The organism is Paenibacillus macerans (assembly GCF_900454495.1).
Taxonomy (GTDB): domain Bacteria; phylum Bacillota; class Bacilli; order Paenibacillales; family Paenibacillaceae; genus Fontibacillus; species Fontibacillus macerans.
Map to the genome: position 1 here is coordinate 1,336,520 of NZ_UGSI01000001.1, position 21,666 is coordinate 1,358,185.

The following is a 21,666-nucleotide window of genomic DNA, read 5'->3' on the forward strand; positions in this document are numbered from 1 at the left end:
CAGTCCCTGGCTTCATCCAACTCAAGCGTTTTGAAAAAACGCACTTCGGAAGCATAAGCCTCGGTCTTGAAAACCCGACTTTTTGAACTTGCACTTAAAAGGAAGGAGGAACAAATCATGAGTTTTAAATGGAACCGGCTGGGGGAGAATGCTCTGTTTCTGGTCCCGAGCAGCATTATGACGGCCGCCCTTGGCATCTATCCCCTGCTCTGGATGCTGCGCTATATGTTCTATGATTATGCCGGTTACGGCGATGCGCTGTTCATTGGCCTGGACAATTTCCGCCGGTTGATGCGCGACGGGCTGTTCTGGGAATCGGTCGGCAATACCTTTATCTTTGCCGGAGGCAAGCTGCTGCTGACGCTGCCGTTGTCCCTGCTGCTGGCGGTCATCCTGAACGGCAAGCTGCGGGGCGGAAATCTGCTGCGGGGCATCTATTTTATGCCGACGGTGATCAGTACCGCAGTCATATCCGTTGTTTTTTATAATATCTTCAATTCCTATAACGGGATGGTTAACACCGTTCTGATGAAGCTGCACCTGGTCTCGCAGCCGATCGACTGGCTCGGGCCGAAGCATGCGATGCTGACGGTCATCCTTGTGGCGGTATGGGGCGCGGTCGGCAATTATATGCTGCTGTTCCTGGCCGGGCTGCAGAGTATTCCGCAGGATTTGTACGAGAGTGCGGCCATGGACGGCGCGAACGCCGGAAGACGGTTCTGGAGCATCACGCTTCCGATGCTGGCCCCGGTTGCTCAGATGGTTATCATGCTGGCGATTATCGCATCCCTGAAAGGCTACGAGAGCATTATGGTCATCACGGAAGGCGGACCGATCGGGAAAACCGAGGTCATGTATCTCTATCTGTACAAACTGCTGTTCCCGGTATCTACAGGTTCGCCCGTAACGCAGCAGCTTGGATACGGCAGTGCCGTAGGCTTCGCAAGCGCTGTTATCGTCGGAGCGATCACCGGCTTGTATTTCTTCTTGAGCCGTAAAATGAACAAGGTGTATTAGTGTGAGTTCAAAAAGTCAGGTTTTCAGCACCGAGAAGGTTGGATGAAGCTAGGGACTGAGTAGCGGAGCGTACGTTTTGGGTACGTGAGCAACGGAAGGCCCGGCTGAATTCAAGATTCGATGTCGAATCCGCTTCTTGACCTTCTTCGTGATCAAAAGATGACTTTTTGAACAACCTCTATTAGCGTACAGGAGGTCCATCCATGAACGAACAGGTGTTATCCCCGCAGCCGGACGGGCGCGGAAAAAGTGCAGCCCGCCCACTTTCCGGCCATGCAGGCCGAATTTTGGCCCGCACGGTCATGTGGCTGTTTTTATTGATAACGGCGATGCTGACTTTGTTTCCCTTGCTTATGACATTATCCGGTTCTCTCAAGACCGGCGCCGAAATGATGACCGGCGGCAGCCTGCTGCCGGCCAAGCTGCAATTCGCCAACTATGCGGAAGCCTGGAAACAGGCTAATTTCGCCCGCTATACCTGGAACAGTGCTTTTGTCAGCATTATGGTTACAGTTGGCACCCTGCTGGTCGCTTCCATGGCGGCTTATGTGGTGGACCGGCGCGATTTTCCCGGCAAATCTCTGTATGTAACGGTGCAGGCATCGATGATGTTTATATCCGTAGGCGCTATTGTGCTGCGCCCGCAGTTTGATCTGATGGTGGCCCTGCACCTGAATACCACGCTGTGGGGAGTCATCCTCATACTGATCAGCGCCCATTCCAGCACGTTTTTTATGCTGCAGGGCTTCTTCAAAGCGATTCCCCGCGAGCTTGACGAAGCGGCAATGGTGGATGGCTCCGGGTTCATCCGCACCTTCTTCCGGATTATCCTGCCGCTCTTGACTCCGGGGCTGGGCGTGGCCGGGCTGTTCGCCTTCCGCCATGCGTGGAACGAATACATTCTGCCGCTGGTGTTCACGATGACCAATCCGCAGCTGCAGACGCTCACCGTCGGGCTGGCGAATCTCCGCTACGGCTCTTCCGCGGCGATGCAGATCCATCTGATGATGGCGGGAGCCTGTTTGTCGATCCTGCCGATGCTGCTCGCTTATATTCTGGCAAACAAGACGTTTATCCAGGTGACGGCGGGTTCGGTCAAAGGTTAAATTCAATTTCTTATACAAAGGAGTATTGTGCATATGAGTGATTTTACAATTGGACCTTTGGTTTCCAGCCCGGTCATCGCCCGGCATGCAGCGAATCCGATTCTGTCACCAGGCGATGTGCCTTACGGTCCGGCGATGGTCTTTAATGCCGGAGTCGCCAAATTCAAAGGCAGATATGTGATGGTCTTCCGCAATGACTACGGCGATGAACATAAAGGGATTGTTGCCCCTCATCATACAACCAATCTTGGCCTGGCCTTCAGCGATGACGGCATCAAGTGGGAGGTGCAGCCTAAGCCGTGCTGGTCCTGGCATGATGAAGAAGTTATCCGCGTGTATGATCCGCGTCTGACGGTGGTCGGCGAACAATGCTATATGTGCTTTGCGGTCGATACCAAGCATGGGCTGCGCGGCGGCATCGCCGTAACCGAGGATTTCAGCTCCTTCGAGGTGCTTAGCCTGTCGCTGCCGGACAACCGCAACATGGTATTGTTCCCGGAGCGGATCGTGGGCAAGTATGTGCGGCTGGAGCGGCCGATGCCCGTATACAGCCGGGGCGGCATAGACCGCTTTGACATGTGGATAAGCGACTCGCCTGACCTGAAGTACTGGGGCAACTCCAAGCTGCTGCTGGCGGTTGAAGATGTAGCCTATGCCAATGACAAGGTAGGCCCGGGCGCTCCGCCTGTCAAAACGGACAAAGGCTGGCTGACCCTGTTCCATGCCGTGGACATCGACCGCAGCCGGGGCAAAAACGGCTGGGAGGATAGCTGGAAGAAACGCTATACCGCCGGCATTATGCTGCTGGATCTTGCCGATCCCAGCCGGATCATCGGCAGGGCGGAGGCGCCGCTGCTTGCGCCGGAAGCCGCTTATGAGACCGATGGGGGCTTCCGCAATGATGTTATTTTTCCCGGGGGCATGATTTTGGAAGATTCAGGGGAAGTCAAAATCTATTACGGCGCCGCCGATACGGTAGAATGTCTGGCTACCGCGCATGTGGATGATCTGTTGCGTCTTTGTCTTGAAGGTACGGTCAAATAAGCAATTATGAAACATTAAACCGGCTCAAAAACGAAATCGCAGCTTGACCGGGGCTGGGCAAACGATCCGGAGTACGTGGGGCCCTACCTACGGACCGAGATGACCTTATTTCGACGAAATCACGCGTTTTGGGAGGGTGAACGGACTCTATGGACCTTATTTGGCCTTTTGAAGCATGTTCTGGCACTAGCGTGCATTAACTTTTGCTCAAGATTTCCCGGAAAAGCTACCCGGAAATCTAACGGTTGTAGCAGTGGCTATTTTACGAAAAAATACCTTTTCTAAATTGTAACGGTTCTGAGCGCACTAGCCATGCGTAAAATCTAACATGAAACGTTAGGAATTAAAGGGAACGAAAAAGTTCAAACACTTTCCAGGATTTGGCCTTCCCAAGTAAAAAAAATTCTCCTAATGTGGAAGTGTGGCACACGTTATCCGTCACACTCACAAAAGGAGAAATTCCCATGGATAACGTACCGAATTTATCGACCATTTGTCAATGCCTAAAGTTGCTGGAGCTTCAAGATTTCCGTTCACTTCTGGGCGATCACTGGGCAAAGAAGCTCTTCACCGGAAACACCATTCAACTGCATGTCGCGGGCCAACTGCTCGGCGCCACGTCGTACGACATGATCACCGAACAACTGCAGGCGCATGTGCCGTTGCAAGAAATTACCGGGCTTTCGTCCATCAGCCCATCGACGTTGTCCCGGAAAACGACCACCCTGTGCACCGACACGCTGCAAGCTGTATTTGTGAAATTGGTCCAAGCGATTCAGCATCTCCATCCGGATCGACCGGACAAACTGCCCGGCGGAAAAAAGCTGCGCCTCCTGGATGCGACCGAGTTGACGCTGCCCCTGCAGCGGGCCAGTTGGGCGAATTGCTCCAAAAGCAAACACGGAGTCAAAATGCATACGCGTGTGGTCGTCGCGGATCCGGCGAAACTGGTCTATCCCGACCGCATCATCGCCAGCACCGTAGATGTAAATGAGACGGAATTGTCGCTTGAACTCGTGACCGACCCTGAGGCCATTCATATCATGGACCGCGGGTACCAAAAGCATGAACACTTTGAACGATGGGACCAGCCGGCGAACAAAATCAACTTTGTCTCCCGCATTCGCGAGAATACGCAGTTCGTCGTGACACGGGACTTCCGGATCCCCAAAGCCGATCGGAGCTTCATCGTGTCGGATCGCAAGGTGCTCCTCAACAAATGCAGTCGCAAGTTGCGGCTCATCGTCTTTCGCGACGAAGAGGAGAAGGACTATTTCCTGATTACCAACTGCTTTGAGGTCTCCGCAGCGGAGATTGCACAGATGTATAAGTATCGCTGGCTCATCGAACTGTTCTTCAAATGGATCAAGCAGCACTTGCGGATGGTGAAGGTGTTTAGCTACTCACCACAGGGTATCTGGAATCAGTTGTACTTGGTGCTCATTGCATTTGCGCTCTGCACGCTCGTTCGCCTTCAGACCGCGACCTCAAAGACTGCATGGGAGGTCCTTAAACTGATACGCATCTATGCCCATTATCCGTGGGCGGCGTTACTACAGGCGCTAGAACGAAAGCCGTCGCGCACCTCTAAGGGCAGGCAGCGCTTGCCGGCTCCCCGTGAGCCGCAACCGGTTCAAAAGAAAGTTATCGTGCGATAGGTCGAACTGCATATTTCCATTAAAAGGAAAACTGTGCCACTTCTCTGCGGACATTTTCCTTTTTGAATCTAAGACCGAAACAAATCTGTAAATATATTTCATTAATTACCAAAATAGTAATTGGACCATAATTTCAACTTTTCATGTCAGGTTGTTTGCATGGCTAGTGTTCTGAGCGCCGTTATTTGCCTGAATCTGAGCAAAATAGCCGGATTTCAGTGAAATAAGCGCCATGGAAACCGTTACAATTTGAAATCAACGTTCATGGAACAAATAGCGCTTGTGGCAACCGTTAGAGTATTTGTATGGCTAGAAAATGTATCTTGTCAGATCAGATTTAATGCAACGCTAGTGATGCTCTGGGCTATTTTCAAGTAAATAAAGGTCTCTCCTGTCCGTTAAAACTGAAAACGTCGTATTTTGGAAGCCAATAAGTTCTACTCGGTCCCTTAGCGGGTCCAGGATGACGCCCCCGTTCTCATTACCGCCTGTCAAGCACCGATTTTTAGGTTGAGCCATTAAACCTATACAGAATTGGAGGACTTTCTATGAATTACGGACATATTACGCTGCCTTCCGCCAGCATTCCGGTTGCCCGCAACGTGGATGTGCTGGTCATCGGCGGCGGAGCTTCCGGCATCGCCGCAGCCATTGCCGCTGCGAAAGGGGGAGCGCAAACGATGCTGGTGGAGCAGCGGGGCTTCCTTGGTGGCATGGGCACGGTTGCGCTCGTTCCGGCCTTCTGTCCCTTTACGGATAAGCGGAAGCCGATTATCCGCGGTCTCGGCCTGCAGCTGATGGAGCGGATGAAACAGGCGTGCGACGCCGGGTACCGCGAGGAATATCAAGGGCTGCTGGATTGGGTGCCGATCGATCCCGAGGTGCTGAAACGGGTCTATGACGATGCCATTCTAGAAAGCGGCGTGACGCCGCTGTATCATACCTTTGTCTACGATGTTGTACTGTCTGAGGACCGCCGGACGGTCCAAGGGGTCGTTGTCGTCAACAAAACCGGACGTTCTTTCATCCCCTGCCGGTATATCATCGATTGCTCGGGAGACGGGGATATCGCCGCTCTGGCGGAGGTTCCTTTTCAGAAGGGGGGGGAGGCAGGCGAACTTCAGCCCGGCAGCATGTGCTATCTGCTTGCGAATGTGGACCGTCCAAAGTTCAAACGCTTCCTGGAGGAGAGTGGGGATACGGGCCAACTGCACAAGACGGTGGAATTGGCGATTGCCGAAGGAGCACTGCCGGAGGGCCGCAAGTCGATCTCCGGCCTTGCCTGGATCAGCGACTACCTGGTGGGCGTCAACTTCGGCCATGTTTTCGGCGTCGATGGTACGCTTGCCGAGGATTTGACGCGGGGGGCGATTGAAGGACGCCGCACGGCGGAACGCCAGCTGCAGTTCTTCCGCCGCTATGTGCCGGGCTTTGAGCACGCCCATATGGTGGCGAGCGGAGAGCAGCTCGGCATCCGGGAGACCCGGCGCATCGAAGGGGACTACATCCTGACGGTCGATGATTTCCTTGCTGCCCGCTCCTTTCCGGATGACATTGCCCGCAACGCCTACTACATCGACATCCATCTCGCCAGCAGCAAAAGCGAGATGACCTTCAACCACTTGCCGCCGGGAGTTTCCCACGGCGTACCGTACCGGATCCTGCTGCCGGTCGGCATCGACAACCTTTGGGTCGCCGGACGCTCCGTATCCTCGGATCGTGCGGTCCAAGGCTCCCTGCGGGTGATGCCGAACTGCTTCTCCATGGGTCAGGCCGCGGGGACGGCGGCTGCATTGGCGCTGCAAGGCGGCACCGGCTCGCGCGGCATTTCCATAGCCGAGCTTCAGCGGCGGCTGCTGGAGCAGGATGTATGGCTTGGAGAGGATTTCATACTGGCTGAGGAGGCCGTGGGCAAGAAGGAAGGGAATGCACCGTGATGCAGCTTCCTTTAACGAATGAGTGGTTCCACGGTGCCGTTTCGTTGGAGCACCGGGAGGATGGAATTAAGCCATGGCGCATTCCTTACCTGGATTACGACCTGTATCCGCCCGAGGGAATCGAGGGCAAAGCCGAAATTTGCGCCGGTGTCCGCCTGCGGTTGCGCACGGATTCCGCAGAGGTGGCGGTATCGTTCACACCGCTTGCGGATACCGCCGCCATGGACTGCCTGGTTGGGGGAGAATTGTTCCGGACGCTCAGCCTGCCCGCCGGAGCAACAGAAGCCTTGTTCAGCGGACTGGGGGGCGGAGTCAAGGATCTGGAGATTTGGCTCCCGCAAAATATTGGAATGACCATCACCGGCCTGCGAATTGGGTACAAAGCCTCCGCAGATCCGCTGCCAGATACCCGGCCTCGGTGGATTACTTACGGCAGCTCCATTACCCAGTGCGTCGCGGCTTCCAGCCCTTCGCGCACCTGGCCCGCCATTGCCGCCGCGAACTGCGGCTTCAACCTGACCAATCTCGGCTTCTCCGGCAACTGCCACATGGAGCCGATGATCGGGCGGCTGATTCGCGACCTGCCGGCCGATTTCATCTCCATATGTGCGGGCGTGAACATCTATGGCGCAGACACCTTAAGCCCGCGTATGTTCAAGCCGCTGTTGATTGGACTGCTGGAGACGATACGCGACAAGCACAGGGAGACTCCGCTGCTTGTCATTTCCCCGATTTATGGCACCGTCCGTGAAACGGAGGTGAATCGTCTGGGCTTCACGCTGCCCATGATGCGTGAAGCCATCCGCGAGACCGTGGAGCTGCTTATGGAGCGGGGCGATCGTAAAGTTTACTACCAGGATGGCCTGAACTGGCTCGGCCCGGAGGATGAAGCCTTGCTGACGGACGGCCTGCACCCTGGAGCCAAGGGGTATGAGTTGCTAGGCCGGCGTTTCCGCGGCCTTCATGAATTTGCGTTCCGGGGTGTATATAAATTTGCGGAGTAATGTAATGTCTACCTATCGTGGTATTATTAAACAATATAAAACTTCTGATGGGTCGTGTATATGAATATGAAAGATCCCTTTACGCTGATGAACTTTGATGTTGAAGAAGCAAGTATATACGAGTTACAAAACGCGATGGAACAAGGTAGATTTACTTCAAGAGAACTTGTGTTTTGCTATTTATCACGTATCGCAAAATATGATCAGGATGGTCCTCACATAAATTCCATCATGGAAATTAACCCCGATGCCATTTTCATCGCAGAGGCTCTCGATTTAGAACGTCAGCGCAAGGGGAGTAGAGGACCTCTTCATGGCATTCCGATTCTCGTGAAGGATAATATCGAAACCGGAGACAAAATGCGTACTAGTGCGGGAGCTTTAGCGCTGGCGCAACATGTAAGTACGAAAGACGCTTTCCTGATTCGCCGGCTAAGAGAATCCGGGGCCATTATATTGGGAAAGACGAATATGACGGAATGGGCCAACGGTGTTTCCTCGACGATGTGGGCGGGTTATAGTTCAAAGGGAGGGCAGGTCGCGCACCCGTATGGTGAATTTTTCGTAGGCGGATCCAGTACTGGATCGGCAGCTGCGGTGGCCATGAGCTTTGCAGCGGCGGCGGTAGGCACAGAAACCTCCGCTTCAATTCTAAGTCCGGCCATACAAATGTCTATCGTCGGCATTAAACCGACCGTCGGCTTAATCAGCCGCTCAGGAATGATTCCTTTTTCTTATTCACAAGATACAGCAGGGCCGATGGCAAGGACGGTTTCAGATGCGGCAGTTCTGCTTAGCGCATTGGTTGGGAGGGATGAGCACGACCCAGCAACCTGGCGTAATGACCATGTTATACAAGATTACACTGCATTCTTGGACAAGGATGGACTACAGGGAGCGAAAATTGGGGTCTTTAGTGAAGTGCCCGATTACGTACATGAATCTGGTGAATATAATAAGGAGCTATTTCAACAAGCAGTCTTCGAACTGATAAAAGCAGGAGCCAAAGTGGTAGAAGATATCGAGATTCCTTCATTCCATGGGCCATGGCAGTGGAACAAGATGAATTTAGAATTCAATCATGGGGTGGAAAATTATTTGCAGCGTCTCCCGGCACACATGGCGTTTCATTCATTGTCCGAACTTATCGATTGGAATGAAAATCATGCTGATGAAGCCCTAAAATACGGCCAAGATATGTTGAAATTCCGCGAGGGATTAACCGATCCCTTGAAAAATAAGGACTATATTTTGGAATCCATTATGGATTTATATCTAGCCCAGAACGAAGGAATCGATTATGCGATAAATCGTTATCAGTTAGATGCGATAATGTTTCCTGCTTATATTGGAGCGGATATATGTGCCAAAGCTGGTTATCCATCGATTGCTATCCCCGCGGGGTATGGAGCGAACGGCAGACCATTTGGCGTTACTTTTGCCGGAAAAGCATTTACCGAACCTACCTTAATTCGCATAGCTTATTCTTTTGAACAAATAACGAAACATCGCAAAAAGCCTGCATTTAACTAACTTTGCTGATACCGCAACGTTCAGCGCGTAAAAATGATGAATGCTCCATTTAATGAAGTGGAGCATTTTTCTATTTTATCTTACTATGTTTATATGAGGGAAGTGGCTTTCTTTGAAAAAAACAATAATTGTATGCTCAGTTACTCTCGTTATCTTGTTGATTGTGGGGACCGGGTACTTTAAATAATTTGTCGCACTCTCCCGAAAGGGAGGGGGCGATTTTGTCGTTTATAGGAATTTGTTGAGGATTGATTTAGCTTGTTCAAAAAATGATCAATAATTGCCCCAATCATAAGAAAAAACACTTTAGAATAATTGACTAATGGTAAATAATTCCGTATCCTTATGATAAGGAATTAAATGGGATTGGAGGTAAATTTATTGAATCAATTACGCCTGGACGATTTGAAAATTGATTCCTTAGTAGATCTGCTAAAGGCTACATATACCCTTGAAGATTGGGACAAAATGATCGAAATAGCTGACAAGCTTCACTTGGCCGCCCTAGAGCTTGAAGGCGAAAGATCAACTAAAAGCAAGGCTTGTGAGAGGCATCCGACTTACTACTTTGGCTACAGCAAGTTAATGAAAGGATTAGCTCTTCAAAATAAGGGACAATACAACGAATCAAAGGCCCTTGTAGAAGAGTATAGTGATCTTTCTTGGCTAGACGACGGGAGTAAAGAAGCAAAAGAAGAAGTCGAGTTCTTTAAATTGTTCTCTAAAGCCAACATGCTCGCAGTCAATTTGCTCTCAGGTAGATTAGAGTACCTTGACCCGTATATTCAATTTCTAAGGGATGCAAGAATCGAAGAATTATTACCTGGGATACTCAACATCACCGATGCGGCAATAAAGCATGATTTTGACATTGGTGATGTGTTGACTTTATTTGAAGACGATATAAATAAAGCACTCGAATACTATAAGCTGAAGCGAACAGTGTACTTGATGAGAGTATTCTTCAAATTGTCGCTGTATCACTTTGTTCGTCAGCAGTATAGTGCTGCAATAGATAAAACATTACAAGGTTTGGAATTGTCTAACATACTTAAAGATACATTCGCATTTAAAAAGTTTTCTGCATTGTTCGAATCATTTAGGAAACATGCTGACGAAAATCAACAGAAGCGGTACACTCTATTTATGAATAATACTCTTAAGGAGGAATTAAGTAATGAAAAAAGTATTTTTTTCGATGGCGATCGTATTGGGGTTAATTAGCGTGATTGTAGTACCCGTAGTACCAAGTACACCTGGCGTAATAACTGCAAATCATGGGGCGGATCATTAAGACGTTTAAGTATCATATTGAATTTTCGCCAAATTTAATGTCAACATTTAAGCTGAAAAAATCACCCTCATGGGCCAAATAGAGGGTGATTTTTTTTATATAAGAAGGTCAGTAAGCTTACATCGATTGGTCTCGTTGAACGAGATTCATCCAGCCTACCAGGTCGTGGACGGCGATACCGCCGAACGAGGTATGCGCTTCGCCCAATTGCTCCAACTGGACGAGCTGCTCATTCAGAACTTGGCTTCCTTCTTCGTAAAAAGTGATGAAATTTCCTTCGCTGGAGGGCTTGGTTTCCACACCGGTGTAGATTTTCTTGTTCAAGCTTTCGCCTTCGGCCAACTCGGTTTTAGCCGTATCGTAAATGGCCTTGGCGCTATCGCGGTAAGACATCAGGGTCACGGATTCGAAGCGCGAGATCATCCAGGAGCTCAAAGTTTGTTCGCTGTCCGGTACTTTATAATTATCGAGCCAGAAGGGAAGAGCCGCCGATAGCGGGAGTTCCAAGTCAGCCGCCTGCCGGGCCAACGCATCGACATTGCCTTGCCATTCAGTCACCAGGGTGTCGTAGTCCGTTTTCCAGACCGGAAGCAGATAGGGCTCAATGTCAACATGAATTCCCTTTAGCTTCTCTTCCGGCTCGGCATGCTGTTGGTAATCGTTAATCCATTTCATAAAAGCGTCCAATTTCGGACGGCTTGTGGCGAGGGCCCAGTCCGGGGCTCCGTTTAGAGCATGAACCTCGATGCCCATTTCCGAGGCCTGGCGAATGAAGCTGCGGTAGGAGGCAAGATCCACTTTGGTGCTAATTTGCAAGTATATGATTCCGACGCCTTGGGACTTAGCAAAGTTCAACAGCTCGGAGGACGATGATTGGATGAGAGCGGTGTGCCATAACCAAGTCGTTCTGGCGTTGGAGACGGGTTCAATTTCAGCGCTGGCGGTCTTGGTGGCCGGATTGCCCAAAAGCGCCAATATCAGAACAAAAACAAGAAGCATTGCGGATTTGCGGGGGTAAGAGATAGTTTTCACGAAGATGTACACTCCTTCAAGATAATAAAAATGTGTGATTGCGGTTAGGATTAGCGGACGACATGATTAGGGATCACATGAAACTTTAGGCCTTACCTCCCGCGTAGTGATGTGCCCAAACTTTAGGTCGAAAATCCCTGTCAACAGGAATGATTTGAGACTTAAGGGCGGGGTATAATCATATTTTCGTCGGACTCGCCCGATTTTTTCATAGGTCTATCGGATTATCTTTGCCATATTATTAGCAATATTAACAGTGGAATCCAGTTTAAGCTCGATAAATCGGGATATGTACGCCAATGGTCCGGTTTGGTAAAATAATTCAAGAAAGCGGCTTCAAAGCGCAGCGGCTCGGTCGTGTATGGGAATAAGGCCTAAAGCGATATATATGGACATCCGTTTTAGAGAAACGGAAATGTCCACTTTTTTTGTGAAGATGAAGGTGGGGAGGAGGGGAGGAAATAGCATCGTTTTAGAATTACACAACGAAGAAGGAACCATGCGGAATCACGCGAATAATTAAATATCCTTACTTAGAAAGGACAACACTTTTCGATGATGATACATAGTTATGACTTTAAAAACCGAGACGAGTACCGGGCAAGTTTCAATCGACTATCCAAGCTAGTATTTGGTATTTAGTTCGAAGCATGGTACCAAAAGGGAGCCTGGGACGATCGCTATATTTGTCATTCAATTGTTGCCGATGACCCAATTATTGCTATCTAGTCGTTAACGTCGGTCCCGGTCTCGGTTCCACCCTGGCACAACTAGGCTTGGTGGATGAGTATCACTTCCTGGTACAGCCAATCGTTGCCGGACGTGGCCTCCAATTATTGGGGGGAGTTCGTGATCGACTGAATCTGAAGCTGACCGAGACCACCCCCATCGGCTCCGGCGTCGTGGTGCTCCGCTACACGCCCGTTCGTTAACTGCTTGGCTGATCACCACGGTTTGGCACTGCCAGACAAATGGTATGGCAATATTTAACAGATTGTTTCTTAAGAAATGTCCATGAATAGAAAAACGCGAGACAAAACTTCAAGTTTTGTCTCGCGTTTTAGTTGTATCGCTTATAAACAGTTTTGTGTTCAAAAACAACTTATTATTTTGCTTCTGAAAAAATGGGGAATAAAATGTATAACACTAAAGGGTTCTAGTTTCAATAATGATTTTAACAAGTCACACTAGTCAGCTTGCTGCCCCATTCCCCGATAGGTTCAAGCCAACTTACTATTCTATCGTCAATGAGGCTTGTAAGTGCACCTTCATACTCACTACGGTAAGGCTTCGGAAGTTCATCTTGTATCCAGCTTTCTCTAGTACCTTGCCAGATCTCATAAATAACAAGATCATTAGGATTATCTAAATCATCAGATACGATTGCATTTACGAAAGTAGGCTCATTTCTAAAGTTGTTAATCATTGAAAACAAACTGTCACGAAATGTTTCTTTCTTTCCTGGTTTAACTTTGAATCGAATATTGAGAATAATTTGATTTGTATTTGTGGGCATAATCGCACACTCCTTATATTTTAAAATTTCTTAATGTATTTGTGGCCACAAGAGTTATTCTGGACCAAAAGTGTAAATACGAAAAGTACAGACTTTTTGGTTACATAGTAACTAAAGAGTAATATTTGAGGCAAAATACATGCAAAATCACAAATGGAAAATGTTGTGACTAATAAACAAAATGAAGCTAAATAAAGTTTTTCTGACATATTTTATCAAATAACAAAAATCAAAATCTGATACTTGTGTTTTGAATTTTATTGCAGTATAGAGTCAATTTCATAATTCAAAACCCTTGATATAACTGGATTTTTTGGGCATAGAAAAAGGAGTACCTCCCCAAATCTCGAAGTAATAGTGACCAAACCAAACTCGAGAAAGAGAAACGGAGGTAATCCCTATCTATTCAATTCGCCAAACGGAGTTGTTTTCCTTCGAGGAATTAATGGAAATGCGCCCCGAAGATAAGTACAGCCAAATCTTCGAGCATTTGGATCTTGCCCCAGTCATGCAGGCACTCAGCAAACCAAAACGTCGCGGGCGTAAGGAAGAATTAAATTATCCAGCCATGGTATATTCGCTGCTCATCGCAAAGATGGAGGGTATAGAATTCGTCTCTTCCATCATAAAACGTCTGTAAAGCAGCGAGGAGTTTCGCATCCAATGCCGGTTCACCGGCTCGGACCGTATACCAAGCGAATCGACCTACTCTCGGCTGAATCTGGCGCTGCAGCAAAAGGGTCTGCTCGAACAGGTGCTGGACCGTTTGGTGAGAGCCGCTCATGCCGAGGGTTTCTTAACGGGAGCTCATATCGCCGTCGATTCCTCGGCGGTTGAAGCGTGGGACTGCCAATATGGAGAATCTGCTGCCAAACGCCGAGCCGCAAGGAAACAGAAGCAAAAGAAGGAATCTTCGGTGCAACAGCTCGAAATGGAGCCCGTTCTCCCCGTGTCTGAGACCGAACCCACGAAGCCGACAAAGCCGGTTTACGGGCGTGGAAATTGCTCGGCCGAAGAAAAGGAACGCCGCCGTAAAGAACGGGAAGCATACGAGGCGAGCCTGCCCCCTTTCGAAAAGAAAATAGAAAACATGTTGCCCTTCACCTACGACGAGCTGTTTGAAGCGATGCCCAGGTCTGCTTCGCGTTGCACCAAGAAAAATTCGAAAGGCAAGCTCACCACCTGGTATGGCTATAAAGCCAACATCGTAGTGGATACCGATAGTCAGTATGTGCTCAGCGGGGTACTGAGCTCGGCTCATTTGAACGACCAACGCATGGCTGTACTGTTGCTCAAAGGTCTTCCACTTAAGTTTCCCATGCTGAAGGTGAAATATGGGTTGGGGGACAAAGGCTACGACAGCACGCCCATTTACGAGTTGATTCGTTCGCTCCAAGCTTACCCGATCATTGATATCATCCACCATACGGCTCCGCCGGAAGGGATGAATCTTGATTATGGTCCGGTTTGCAAAGAAGGCCACGCCTATCGGTACGACAGCTTTGATCCCAAGTATGAGACACTTCGGTATACCCGTCCAAGCGAGTGCAAGGAATGTCCGTTTGCGGAATCCGGCTGCCAAAAGGTGTTTAAAATTCGGATCGAAACGGACGTGCGTAAGCACACCTATCCGGCAAGAGGCAGCAAAGGGTTTAAAGAACTGTACAAAAAGCGAACGGCTGTCGAGCGTGTCTTTGCCTATCTCAAGGGTTACTATGGATTGAAACGAACACGTCACCGCGGTGTCCGAGCCAACGTCGACTTCCAACTCAGTATACTTGCGTACAACCTAACCAAGTTTGCACTCGATAAGTTGAATAAACGCCTGCCTCAAGCAGCATAACCGTATTTTTTTAAACAAGCAGCATTTTATTTTCGGTAATTATAGCCCTATATTCGAATCGAATTATGAAATTGACTCGTATATTCAATTTATCTTAAATATGGGTTAATTAAATTAAACAAAGCCATTTGGGTAAAAACGGTCCATTAGTTTCAAGCATGGGTCTTGGTTGTATGGGAATGTCTGGAGGAACATACGGCTCTGTGGATCGCGTAGAAAGTAATCAGCACAATTGCTGTAGCTGGTACTCGATATTAATGGCAGATTCACTTCTAACAAAAGAAACCATTTTGGATGCGACGGAAGATGTTCTTCGTCGGTTTGGACCAGAGAAGACGAGTGTAGTTGATGTGGCGCGATCATTAAATGTCACACATGGAACCATTTATCGTCATTTCCCAAGTAAATCGGCTTTACGTCTTGCGGTTTTAAAACGCTGGTTTTATGTCATCACTGAACCTGATATTGCTAATGAATTTGTTAATCATATCATCGGTAGCATCACCAAAATTGTAGAAGCAGGGATAAGCAATCACGAGTTTAAAGAAGGACTAGCAGGAGATATTGCCCGTGGAATCTATGTGTCAACAATCCGATTTCATCACCCACTTTACAGTCGAGAATGGCTAATACCAACCATTCAACAGGAATATGATGTCGTTTGGAATCTCATTATGTCTGGAATTTTGCAATAAAAAGATTCCGCAATTGCACCCCTTGTAAATGCGTAAAAAAAGTTGCGGGGCGCCGAACTAAAGATCGCCTGTTATCAACAATATGCAGAAAAAAAGGAGAATGAAAGATGACAAAGACAGCATTAGTAACTGGTGCGAATAAAGGTATTGGATTTGAGATTGCGAAGCAGTTGTTGGAAGTGGGGTATCGTGTTTTAGTTGGGGCACGTGATCAGAAGCGAGGAGAAACTGCAGTAACTGCCCTCCGAAAATTTGGTGATGCAAAGTTGGTGCTGTTGGACGTTGCCGACTTAGAGAGTATTGATAACGCAGTGACAACAATCAAGCAGAATTACCCAGAGTTGACGCTCTTGGTTAATAATGCGGGTATTCCAGGCGATATGCATAAACCTGGATGGGAGTTTACGGTTGAAGAACTACAGGCAACCCATCAAGTTGACTTTATCGGTCCTTTTGCACTTTCTAAAGGCTTGCTACCATTATTGATTGCCAATAAGGGCACTATTGAAAATATCAGTATACCTATTGAGCCACTACCTTACTTCAATGCGTTTGCCTACCAAACAGCCAAGGCACCTTTGAATGTAATGACAAAATCTTGGGCAATGAGTTTTGAGCAGGAGAGCATACCTGTGGAGATTTTTGCGGTGATGCCAGGGGCGGTTTCGACGGATTTGAATGGGCATATAACGGGAGATTTTGTAAAAACACCTGCTCAGGCTGCGGAATTAATCGTAAGCTTTGTTTTGGATGATGAAAATCATAATGGACAAGTGATTAATTACGACGGCACTCTAGCAGAATACTGATTTGAATAATTACGCACAACATCTGATCTACTTCCGCGTCTTTGAACGCCCTTTCTCTACAAGAGGTGATTCGAAACCATCCGTTAATCCCTAATGACATTCCAGTTCATGGCTTGGTTATTAATCCCGAAACCGGTGCTTTAGATATCATCAACAATAAACAAAGAGAGTAAGCGAGAAAAAGAAGCAATCCCACCGGCCCTCGCAAAACGGTGTGATTGCTTCTTTTGCATGGATCATTGAGCTATTATTAGGCAGTACAGTAACGCAAGTGTAGTGACTCTTAGTATCGATTGGGATGTGAATGTGTCAGAGGTATGCTCCATCTCTAAGCCTCGCGGCCATTTTGAATTGCAAATTGGAAACAATGTGATTGCCGCATGACTCATGGTGGTAGCCACGCAGGTCATGCTTCAACCAATTATGTAATTTCTCCACCACTACCCGTGTAAGAGTATAGGAAGCCATTCAGCGACCAGGAGACGGGAACAAAGATTGTTTTTAGGATGGAATAGCTTCAACGAGCTGGCCAAAGCCAATCTTCCTGCGATGAAGGCTCGTTTTGGAATCATTGGGAAACAGATGGTATATCACGCCCAGGGCATAGACCTAACCAACCCGTATGACAAGCCAGAAATGGCTCGCCACGCGATAGTTCGGCTCCGGAATTACACTGCTTCGGGATTATAACGTGCGTGAAGAGATTATCACCGTCATTCTTGACCAAGCGGAAGAAGTCTGCCGGCGCGCCAGGGAAGTGAATATGAACGGCCGCACTGTGTCCTTGGCCATCGGTTACTCGGACGACGAGGGCGGAGGGGGCTTCAGCCGGGAGAAGACAATCGACACGCCAACCAACCTTACCCATAAGGTGTTCCAGGTGTGCAAGGAACTGTTTTATCAATATGATCAGATGCGAACAGTTCGAATACATGTCGGACTAACCAATCTATCGAATAATGATGTCCGGTTTGTACTTCACATTCAAAGTAGGAAAAGCGCTTAGTATTAACATAATTGAGTAAACGAAAAGCCACCCATTGCATCGGTGGCTTTTTCGAGTTGTTAGGTTTTATTTCAGCTCACTATAAATGTAATTCGCAAACGCATTACAACAAGCTTGATTTACTTCGCTTGTCGGATTATTTTCTTTTAGGGCAAGCAGTCCTACAAAAGGAAGGCGTTCGTCAGCGCCGTTCATTTTATTATGAAGCAGAAACTTGTCTATTCCGGGCTCTACTACTAACCGCCTAAAACTAACTCTGCAATTTACATTCTTAAAGATGTTTTCTATCTTTTTGCAATCGTTACTCTTTTAATAAAAATGGAAAGTACGAGTCCGATCAGTGCAATAATCATACAGAAAATAAATGCATCGTGCACACCGGCAGTCAATGCAGCCGGTACAATCGTCGGATCGCTTGGATTTTCAGCACTTTTCATAAACTTTTCAGATCCATTACTCATCACGCTGACAGCGACAGCCGTGCCTATCGCACCGAAAACTTGCTGCAATGTGTTCATGATTGCCGTACCATGCGGATAAAGATTGGGTGGAAGCTGATTGAGTCCATTCGTTTGAGAAGGCATCATAATCATCGAAACACCAATCATCATCACGATATGAACAGCGATAATGAAAGTGACCGTTGAAGTCAGGGTTACTGTGGAAAACATCCATAGTGCAGCTGAAACAAAGATTACACCTGGCAAGACAATCCACTTTGGCCCGTATTTGTCGAACAATTTTCCCATAATTGGAGCAAGGATTCCGTTAATTGTGCTAGCTGGCAGCAGAATCAGACCTGCACTGAGAGTGGAGTACGCTAATGCTGTTTGCAAATACATCGGGAGAACAAGCATGGAAGAGAGAATAACCATCATGCACAGGCCGACCATCAGCGCTCCGATTGTAAACATGGGGTATTTAAAAGCGCGCAAATCAAGCAATGGTGATGTCATTCTTAACTGACGAATCGAGAACAGAGTCAGGGCGATGACACCAATCGCTAAAGAAACGATTACTGTGGAGCTTGTCCATCCGCCTCCCCCTTCACCTGCACTACTGAAGCCGAAAACAATCCCTCCAAAACCAACCGTCGATAACAACATGGAGAGCAAATCAATTCGGGGCTTGCTTGTTTTAGAAACATTCTGCATCTTAAAGATCCCGATAATAAGCGCGATCACAAGGAAAAGAAGTGAAATCCAGAAGATATAGTGCCAACTTAATGTTTCTACTAGCAATCCAGAAATAGAAGGTCCGACTGCTGGGGCAAACAGAATCACGAGAGTAACCATGCCCATTGCAGCGCCACGTTTTTCGATCGGGAAAATAATGAGTATCGTATTAAACATAAGCGGCAATAATAGCGCTGTACCAATGGCTTGAACAACACGAGACACCATAAGTACAGCAAAGCTTGGTGCTAGTGCTCCAATTAAGGCTCCTATAATTGAAAAAATAAGCGCCGTGATAAAAAGCTGTCTCGTTGTGAAGCGTTGATTCAATAATCCTGATAATGGGACGAGAATCCCCAGTGTCAATAAATAACCCGTAGTCAACCATTGAATTGTAGCTGATCCAATATTAAACACTTGCATTAAATCGGTCAATGCAACATTTAGAGCTGTTTCGCCGAACAATCCAATAAATCCACTTAATAAAAATGCAACTACAATAGGGAAGATCTTAACGTTCTTTTTTGTTTCTTCAAATTCTTTGCCTGTTGTTGCTGAAGCTTGCATGATTTCCTCTCCCTTAACTATATATTGATAAGTACTATATAGACCGTTCTATATAATTTCGCGACGACAAAGGGCACGAACCCTTGCCTGGATCAATACGATTATCGCTATTCCTCCAAAATCGCAGAAATATGCTTGGCAGCTCGTCGCATCGCTCTGGAATTGCGTTCGACTACCGACATAATGGTAGCTCCCTCAATCAAGCATACAGAAATTTCGGCCATTTCGACTGCGCGTTCCTTTGTAATCCCAGTGTCGACGAGTTTATTGGATAACGTATCTTTCCACTCTGCTAAGGCGGCCTGACAGGCATCTCGAAGAGAATCGCTCACAGAAGATGTCTCTGCAGCAGCCCAGAAGCCGAATGGAACGAATTTATCGGTTCCAAAACCATCCATCCGGTCTGCTATATTAAGAATGAAAGCGCGCAAGAAGTCTTGCGGCTTAGCGAATCTCGACATCAGTTCCTGAAGCTTACTTTGTAAGTTGGACTGGGTCAGCTTGACACACGCAATGGCCAGCTCTTCTTTGCCTTTGGGGAAATAATAATATAAAGATCCTTTTGGCGCGCCGCTTTCTTTAATGATTTGATTCAAACCCGTTCCGTGGTAACCATGCTTAGCAAATAACCAGGTAGCCGTATTTAAAATAACGTCCTTTGTATTTAACTTCTCGTTCTTCATTTTCCCACCCCCAAAGATATCAACCGGTCTATAGATTACAAGCTGGAAATATCATAATCATTACCCAATTTTGCTAAAAATTCGGGGTTGTTTTCTCTAGCCTCTCCAGTCTACCGGCTTCAGTAAAGATCGTGACAAGACCCGTTGGTTCTAACGTCAAGGCTTCCGCTGGCAAAAACGTCGTTCGCATGCTCTAATTTAAATTTTACGCAAATGCCCGATCAGTTTGTTAATGGACCCCCTTTGAAAAAAAATATGTAGACCATTCTATATAACAATATCCCCAAAAAATTATATAAACTGGTCTATTAACAATAGCAAAAAGTACAAGGACATGTCAAGACCACACCGATGGAGAAACTATGTTAAAAATGATTGAGGTGGCGGATGAGAAGGTGCCTGATAACTTCAGCGATGCAGAAGGTTATTCAGGTGAAGGGGGAGGGCGAGCGTATCCTCACGTCAAGATCGACCAGCTCGGGCACCTACGGAGCCATGTCGTGTTCGTCATCGGAGGCAGTTACGGGCTAAGTAAAGATCATGAAGTGCAGTAATGGTAAGCCGTCTTTCGCTCCGCCAGCAACATAGCCTCCTGTTGTCAAAATGTCGTTGTTCGTATGCCACGCCTGGCTAACGCGAGCGCATCGGTTCAGGCCTGGGGATATTTTTCGTCAAACTCGTGACATAGATCGAGTTCGACAGCGCTATATGCAGCTCACTAAGCCGGAGTTGGTCGAATTACTGATACGGATGGAACAGTATATTGCGTATCAGAATCAGTATTGGCTGAAAAGCGAATTTGAAAAGTATATAAATGAGTAAACCTAACTTTGGTTTGTTAAATCGAACGGTACTGCCCTGCAATCAATTGTCTGTCAGAAGAAAATAAAGTTCTAGACTGAAAAATAAAGTTGTAGACTGAAGATGCTTCATTGAGCTAACTGGCAGTTTAGTTTAGGCAGCGAGTATTTAATCCGGCTGCCTTTTTCTCTGTTTAGTGCCGACTTTTGTTTGGTAGAACACTCAGATACACGAAGTGTCCATTGAGTAAGCAAGAAGGATTCGAAAATAAACGATATTGGAACGAACATTGTGTGTATTTTAACGCCGAAGGTGCCTCTATTATAGCTCCAGTTTTCACAGCCCCCTAAATAGGGTCAATGATGGGCATTATAATGATAACCAGTAGTTCAGACGTTAACAGCTGTCTCCCAAAATAACGCTTGCCTTAAAGTGTACTTTAAGGTTTAGGATGAGGAAGAACCAGCCGATTCCGTCTGAAAATAACCGATAAGGAGCGATCCGGCCAATGGCATTCACGATCAAAGAAGCTTCAGAGCGGCTTGGTTGCCCGGCTCATACGATTCGTTTTTACGAGAAGGAGGGATTGCTCCCTTACATTAAGAGAGATAAGAACGGGAATCGACTGTTCGAACAAGATCACCTAGATTGGATCCGGCTGATGACATGTTTCCGGGCGACAGGGATGAAGCTGTCGTTGCTGAAGGAGATGGTGGATCTTGCGCTCGATGGTGATTCCACGATTCCACAGCGCAAAGCGATCTTGAACCAGTACAAGGAAGATTTATTTCGCCGCCAGAACGAATTGGCCAAAGCGCTCGACGCCGTCAATAACAAACTGTCGATATACGAAGACATCGAAAAAGGGAGAATCCCTTCCGAGAGCCAGTTGTTAATCAAGATGGAGGAGTCAGAGCGACAACAAACATAGAATGAGGGATTAACA

Annotated in this window: 19 protein-coding genes and 1 pseudogene; 16 read left to right on the forward strand and 4 right to left on the reverse strand. The window is 47.5% G+C overall.

The genetic code is table 11. The features are described 5' to 3' along the window. Nucleotides 1–117: 117 nt before the first annotated feature. From DYE26_RS06080 to DYE26_RS06115, 8 genes are all read left to right on the forward strand, one after another. Nucleotides 118–1,017 (forward strand): carbohydrate ABC transporter permease, encoded by a 900-nt coding sequence (locus DYE26_RS06080; RefSeq protein WP_036622943.1) that lies wholly within the window; start codon nt 118–120, stop codon nt 1,015–1,017. Between the two features lie 203 nt (nt 1,018–1,220). Continuing rightward, the gene (locus DYE26_RS06085; protein WP_036622944.1) at nt 1,221–2,123 is read left to right on the forward strand and encodes a carbohydrate ABC transporter permease; all 903 of its coding nucleotides are present in this window, start codon (nt 1,221–1,223) and stop codon (nt 2,121–2,123) included. Between the two features lie 33 nt (nt 2,124–2,156). Beyond that, nucleotides 2,157–3,167: a glycoside hydrolase family 130 protein gene (locus DYE26_RS06090; protein ID WP_036622945.1), complete on the forward strand. Its 1,011-nt coding sequence runs from the start codon at nt 2,157–2,159 to the stop codon at nt 3,165–3,167. A gap of 464 nt (nt 3,168–3,631) precedes the next feature. After that, the gene (locus DYE26_RS06095) at nt 3,632–4,825 is read left to right on the forward strand and encodes an IS4 family transposase (protein ID WP_036622946.1); all 1,194 of its coding nucleotides are present in this window, start codon (nt 3,632–3,634) and stop codon (nt 4,823–4,825) included. A 548-nt stretch (nt 4,826–5,373) separates the two neighbouring features. Further along, the gene (locus DYE26_RS06100) at nt 5,374–6,762 is read left to right on the forward strand and encodes an FAD-dependent oxidoreductase (RefSeq protein ID WP_036622947.1); all 1,389 of its coding nucleotides are present in this window, start codon (nt 5,374–5,376) and stop codon (nt 6,760–6,762) included. Beyond that, nucleotides 6,762–7,766: an SGNH/GDSL hydrolase family protein gene (locus tag DYE26_RS06105; protein WP_240534232.1), complete on the forward strand. Its 1,005-nt coding sequence runs from the start codon at nt 6,762–6,764 to the stop codon at nt 7,764–7,766. The genes DYE26_RS06100 and DYE26_RS06105 overlap by 1 nt, the downstream gene beginning before the upstream one ends. 66 nt (nt 7,767–7,832) lie before the next feature. Next, the gene (locus DYE26_RS06110; protein ID WP_036628154.1) at nt 7,833–9,299 is read left to right on the forward strand and encodes an amidase family protein; all 1,467 of its coding nucleotides are present in this window, start codon (nt 7,833–7,835) and stop codon (nt 9,297–9,299) included. 381 nt (nt 9,300–9,680) lie between these two features. Further along, complete coding sequence (locus DYE26_RS06115) at nt 9,681–10,523, forward strand: hypothetical protein (RefSeq protein WP_036622949.1); 843 nt, start codon at nt 9,681–9,683, stop codon at nt 10,521–10,523. Nucleotides 10,524–10,710: 187 nt separating this feature from the next. Here DYE26_RS06115 and DYE26_RS06120 read toward each other — a convergent pair whose 3' ends face one another. Further along, nucleotides 10,711–11,625: a hypothetical protein gene (locus DYE26_RS06120; protein ID WP_051985441.1), complete on the reverse strand. Its 915-nt coding sequence runs from the start codon at nt 11,623–11,625 to the stop codon at nt 10,711–10,713. 737 nt (nt 11,626–12,362) lie between these two features. Between DYE26_RS06120 and DYE26_RS06125 the strand changes: the two are divergent. Continuing rightward, nucleotides 12,363–12,557, forward strand: a pseudogene (locus DYE26_RS06125) (dihydrofolate reductase family protein); the annotation flags it as partial. Nucleotides 12,558–12,799: 242 nt separating this feature from the next. Here the strand turns inward: DYE26_RS06125 and DYE26_RS06130 are convergent. Further along, the gene (locus DYE26_RS06130; protein ID WP_036622951.1) at nt 12,800–13,141 is read right to left on the reverse strand and encodes a putative quinol monooxygenase; all 342 of its coding nucleotides are present in this window, start codon (nt 13,139–13,141) and stop codon (nt 12,800–12,802) included. A 451-nt stretch (nt 13,142–13,592) separates the two neighbouring features. Here DYE26_RS06130 and DYE26_RS34045 point away from each other — a divergent pair, with 451 nt between their 5' ends. The 5 genes from DYE26_RS34045 to DYE26_RS06160 all read left to right on the forward strand — a co-directional run bounded on the left by DYE26_RS34045 (nt 13,593) and on the right by DYE26_RS06160 (nt 17,494). After that, a complete protein-coding gene (locus DYE26_RS34045; RefSeq protein WP_244927433.1) occupies nt 13,593–13,781 on the forward strand; it encodes a hypothetical protein in 189 nt (62 codons plus the stop codon). A gap of 129 nt (nt 13,782–13,910) precedes the next feature. Continuing rightward, a complete protein-coding gene (locus tag DYE26_RS06135) occupies nt 13,911–14,984 on the forward strand; it encodes a transposase (protein WP_244927443.1) in 1,074 nt (357 codons plus the stop codon). A 203-nt stretch (nt 14,985–15,187) separates the two neighbouring features. Then, entirely contained in the window at nt 15,188–15,679 is a 492-nt protein-coding gene (locus tag DYE26_RS06140; RefSeq protein WP_164815279.1) for a TetR/AcrR family transcriptional regulator, read from the forward strand. A 107-nt stretch (nt 15,680–15,786) separates the two neighbouring features. Then, nucleotides 15,787–16,488 carry an SDR family NAD(P)-dependent oxidoreductase gene (locus DYE26_RS06145; RefSeq protein ID WP_036622953.1) on the forward strand — a complete coding sequence of 234 codons (702 nt, stop codon included), beginning with the start codon at nt 15,787–15,789 and terminating at the stop codon, nt 16,486–16,488. Nucleotides 16,489–17,179: 691 nt separating this feature from the next. Further along, nucleotides 17,180–17,494: a DinB/UmuC family translesion DNA polymerase gene (locus DYE26_RS06160; protein WP_036622956.1), complete on the forward strand. Its 315-nt coding sequence runs from the start codon at nt 17,180–17,182 to the stop codon at nt 17,492–17,494. 284 nt (nt 17,495–17,778) lie between these two features. Here DYE26_RS06160 and DYE26_RS06165 read toward each other — a convergent pair whose 3' ends face one another. Together DYE26_RS06165 and DYE26_RS06170 are read right to left on the reverse strand one after the other, a co-directional pair. Beyond that, nucleotides 17,779–19,236, reverse strand: a complete 1,458-nt coding sequence (locus DYE26_RS06165) for an MDR family MFS transporter (protein ID WP_036622957.1) — start codon at nt 19,234–19,236, stop codon at nt 17,779–17,781. Nucleotides 19,237–19,343: 107 nt separating this feature from the next. After that, nucleotides 19,344–19,919: a TetR/AcrR family transcriptional regulator gene (locus tag DYE26_RS06170; protein WP_036622959.1), complete on the reverse strand. Its 576-nt coding sequence runs from the start codon at nt 19,917–19,919 to the stop codon at nt 19,344–19,346. A gap of 362 nt (nt 19,920–20,281) precedes the next feature. On the opposite strand from DYE26_RS06170, the gene DYE26_RS06175 reads away from it, so the two are divergent. Together DYE26_RS06175 and DYE26_RS06180 are read left to right on the forward strand one after the other, a co-directional pair. Next, entirely contained in the window at nt 20,282–20,473 is a 192-nt protein-coding gene (locus tag DYE26_RS06175; protein WP_036622961.1) for an RNA methyltransferase, read from the forward strand. A gap of 755 nt (nt 20,474–21,228) precedes the next feature. After that, nucleotides 21,229–21,651 carry a MerR family transcriptional regulator gene (locus DYE26_RS06180; RefSeq protein WP_036622963.1) on the forward strand — a complete coding sequence of 141 codons (423 nt, stop codon included), beginning with the start codon at nt 21,229–21,231 and terminating at the stop codon, nt 21,649–21,651. The last annotated feature ends 15 nt before the right edge of the window (nt 21,652–21,666 follow it).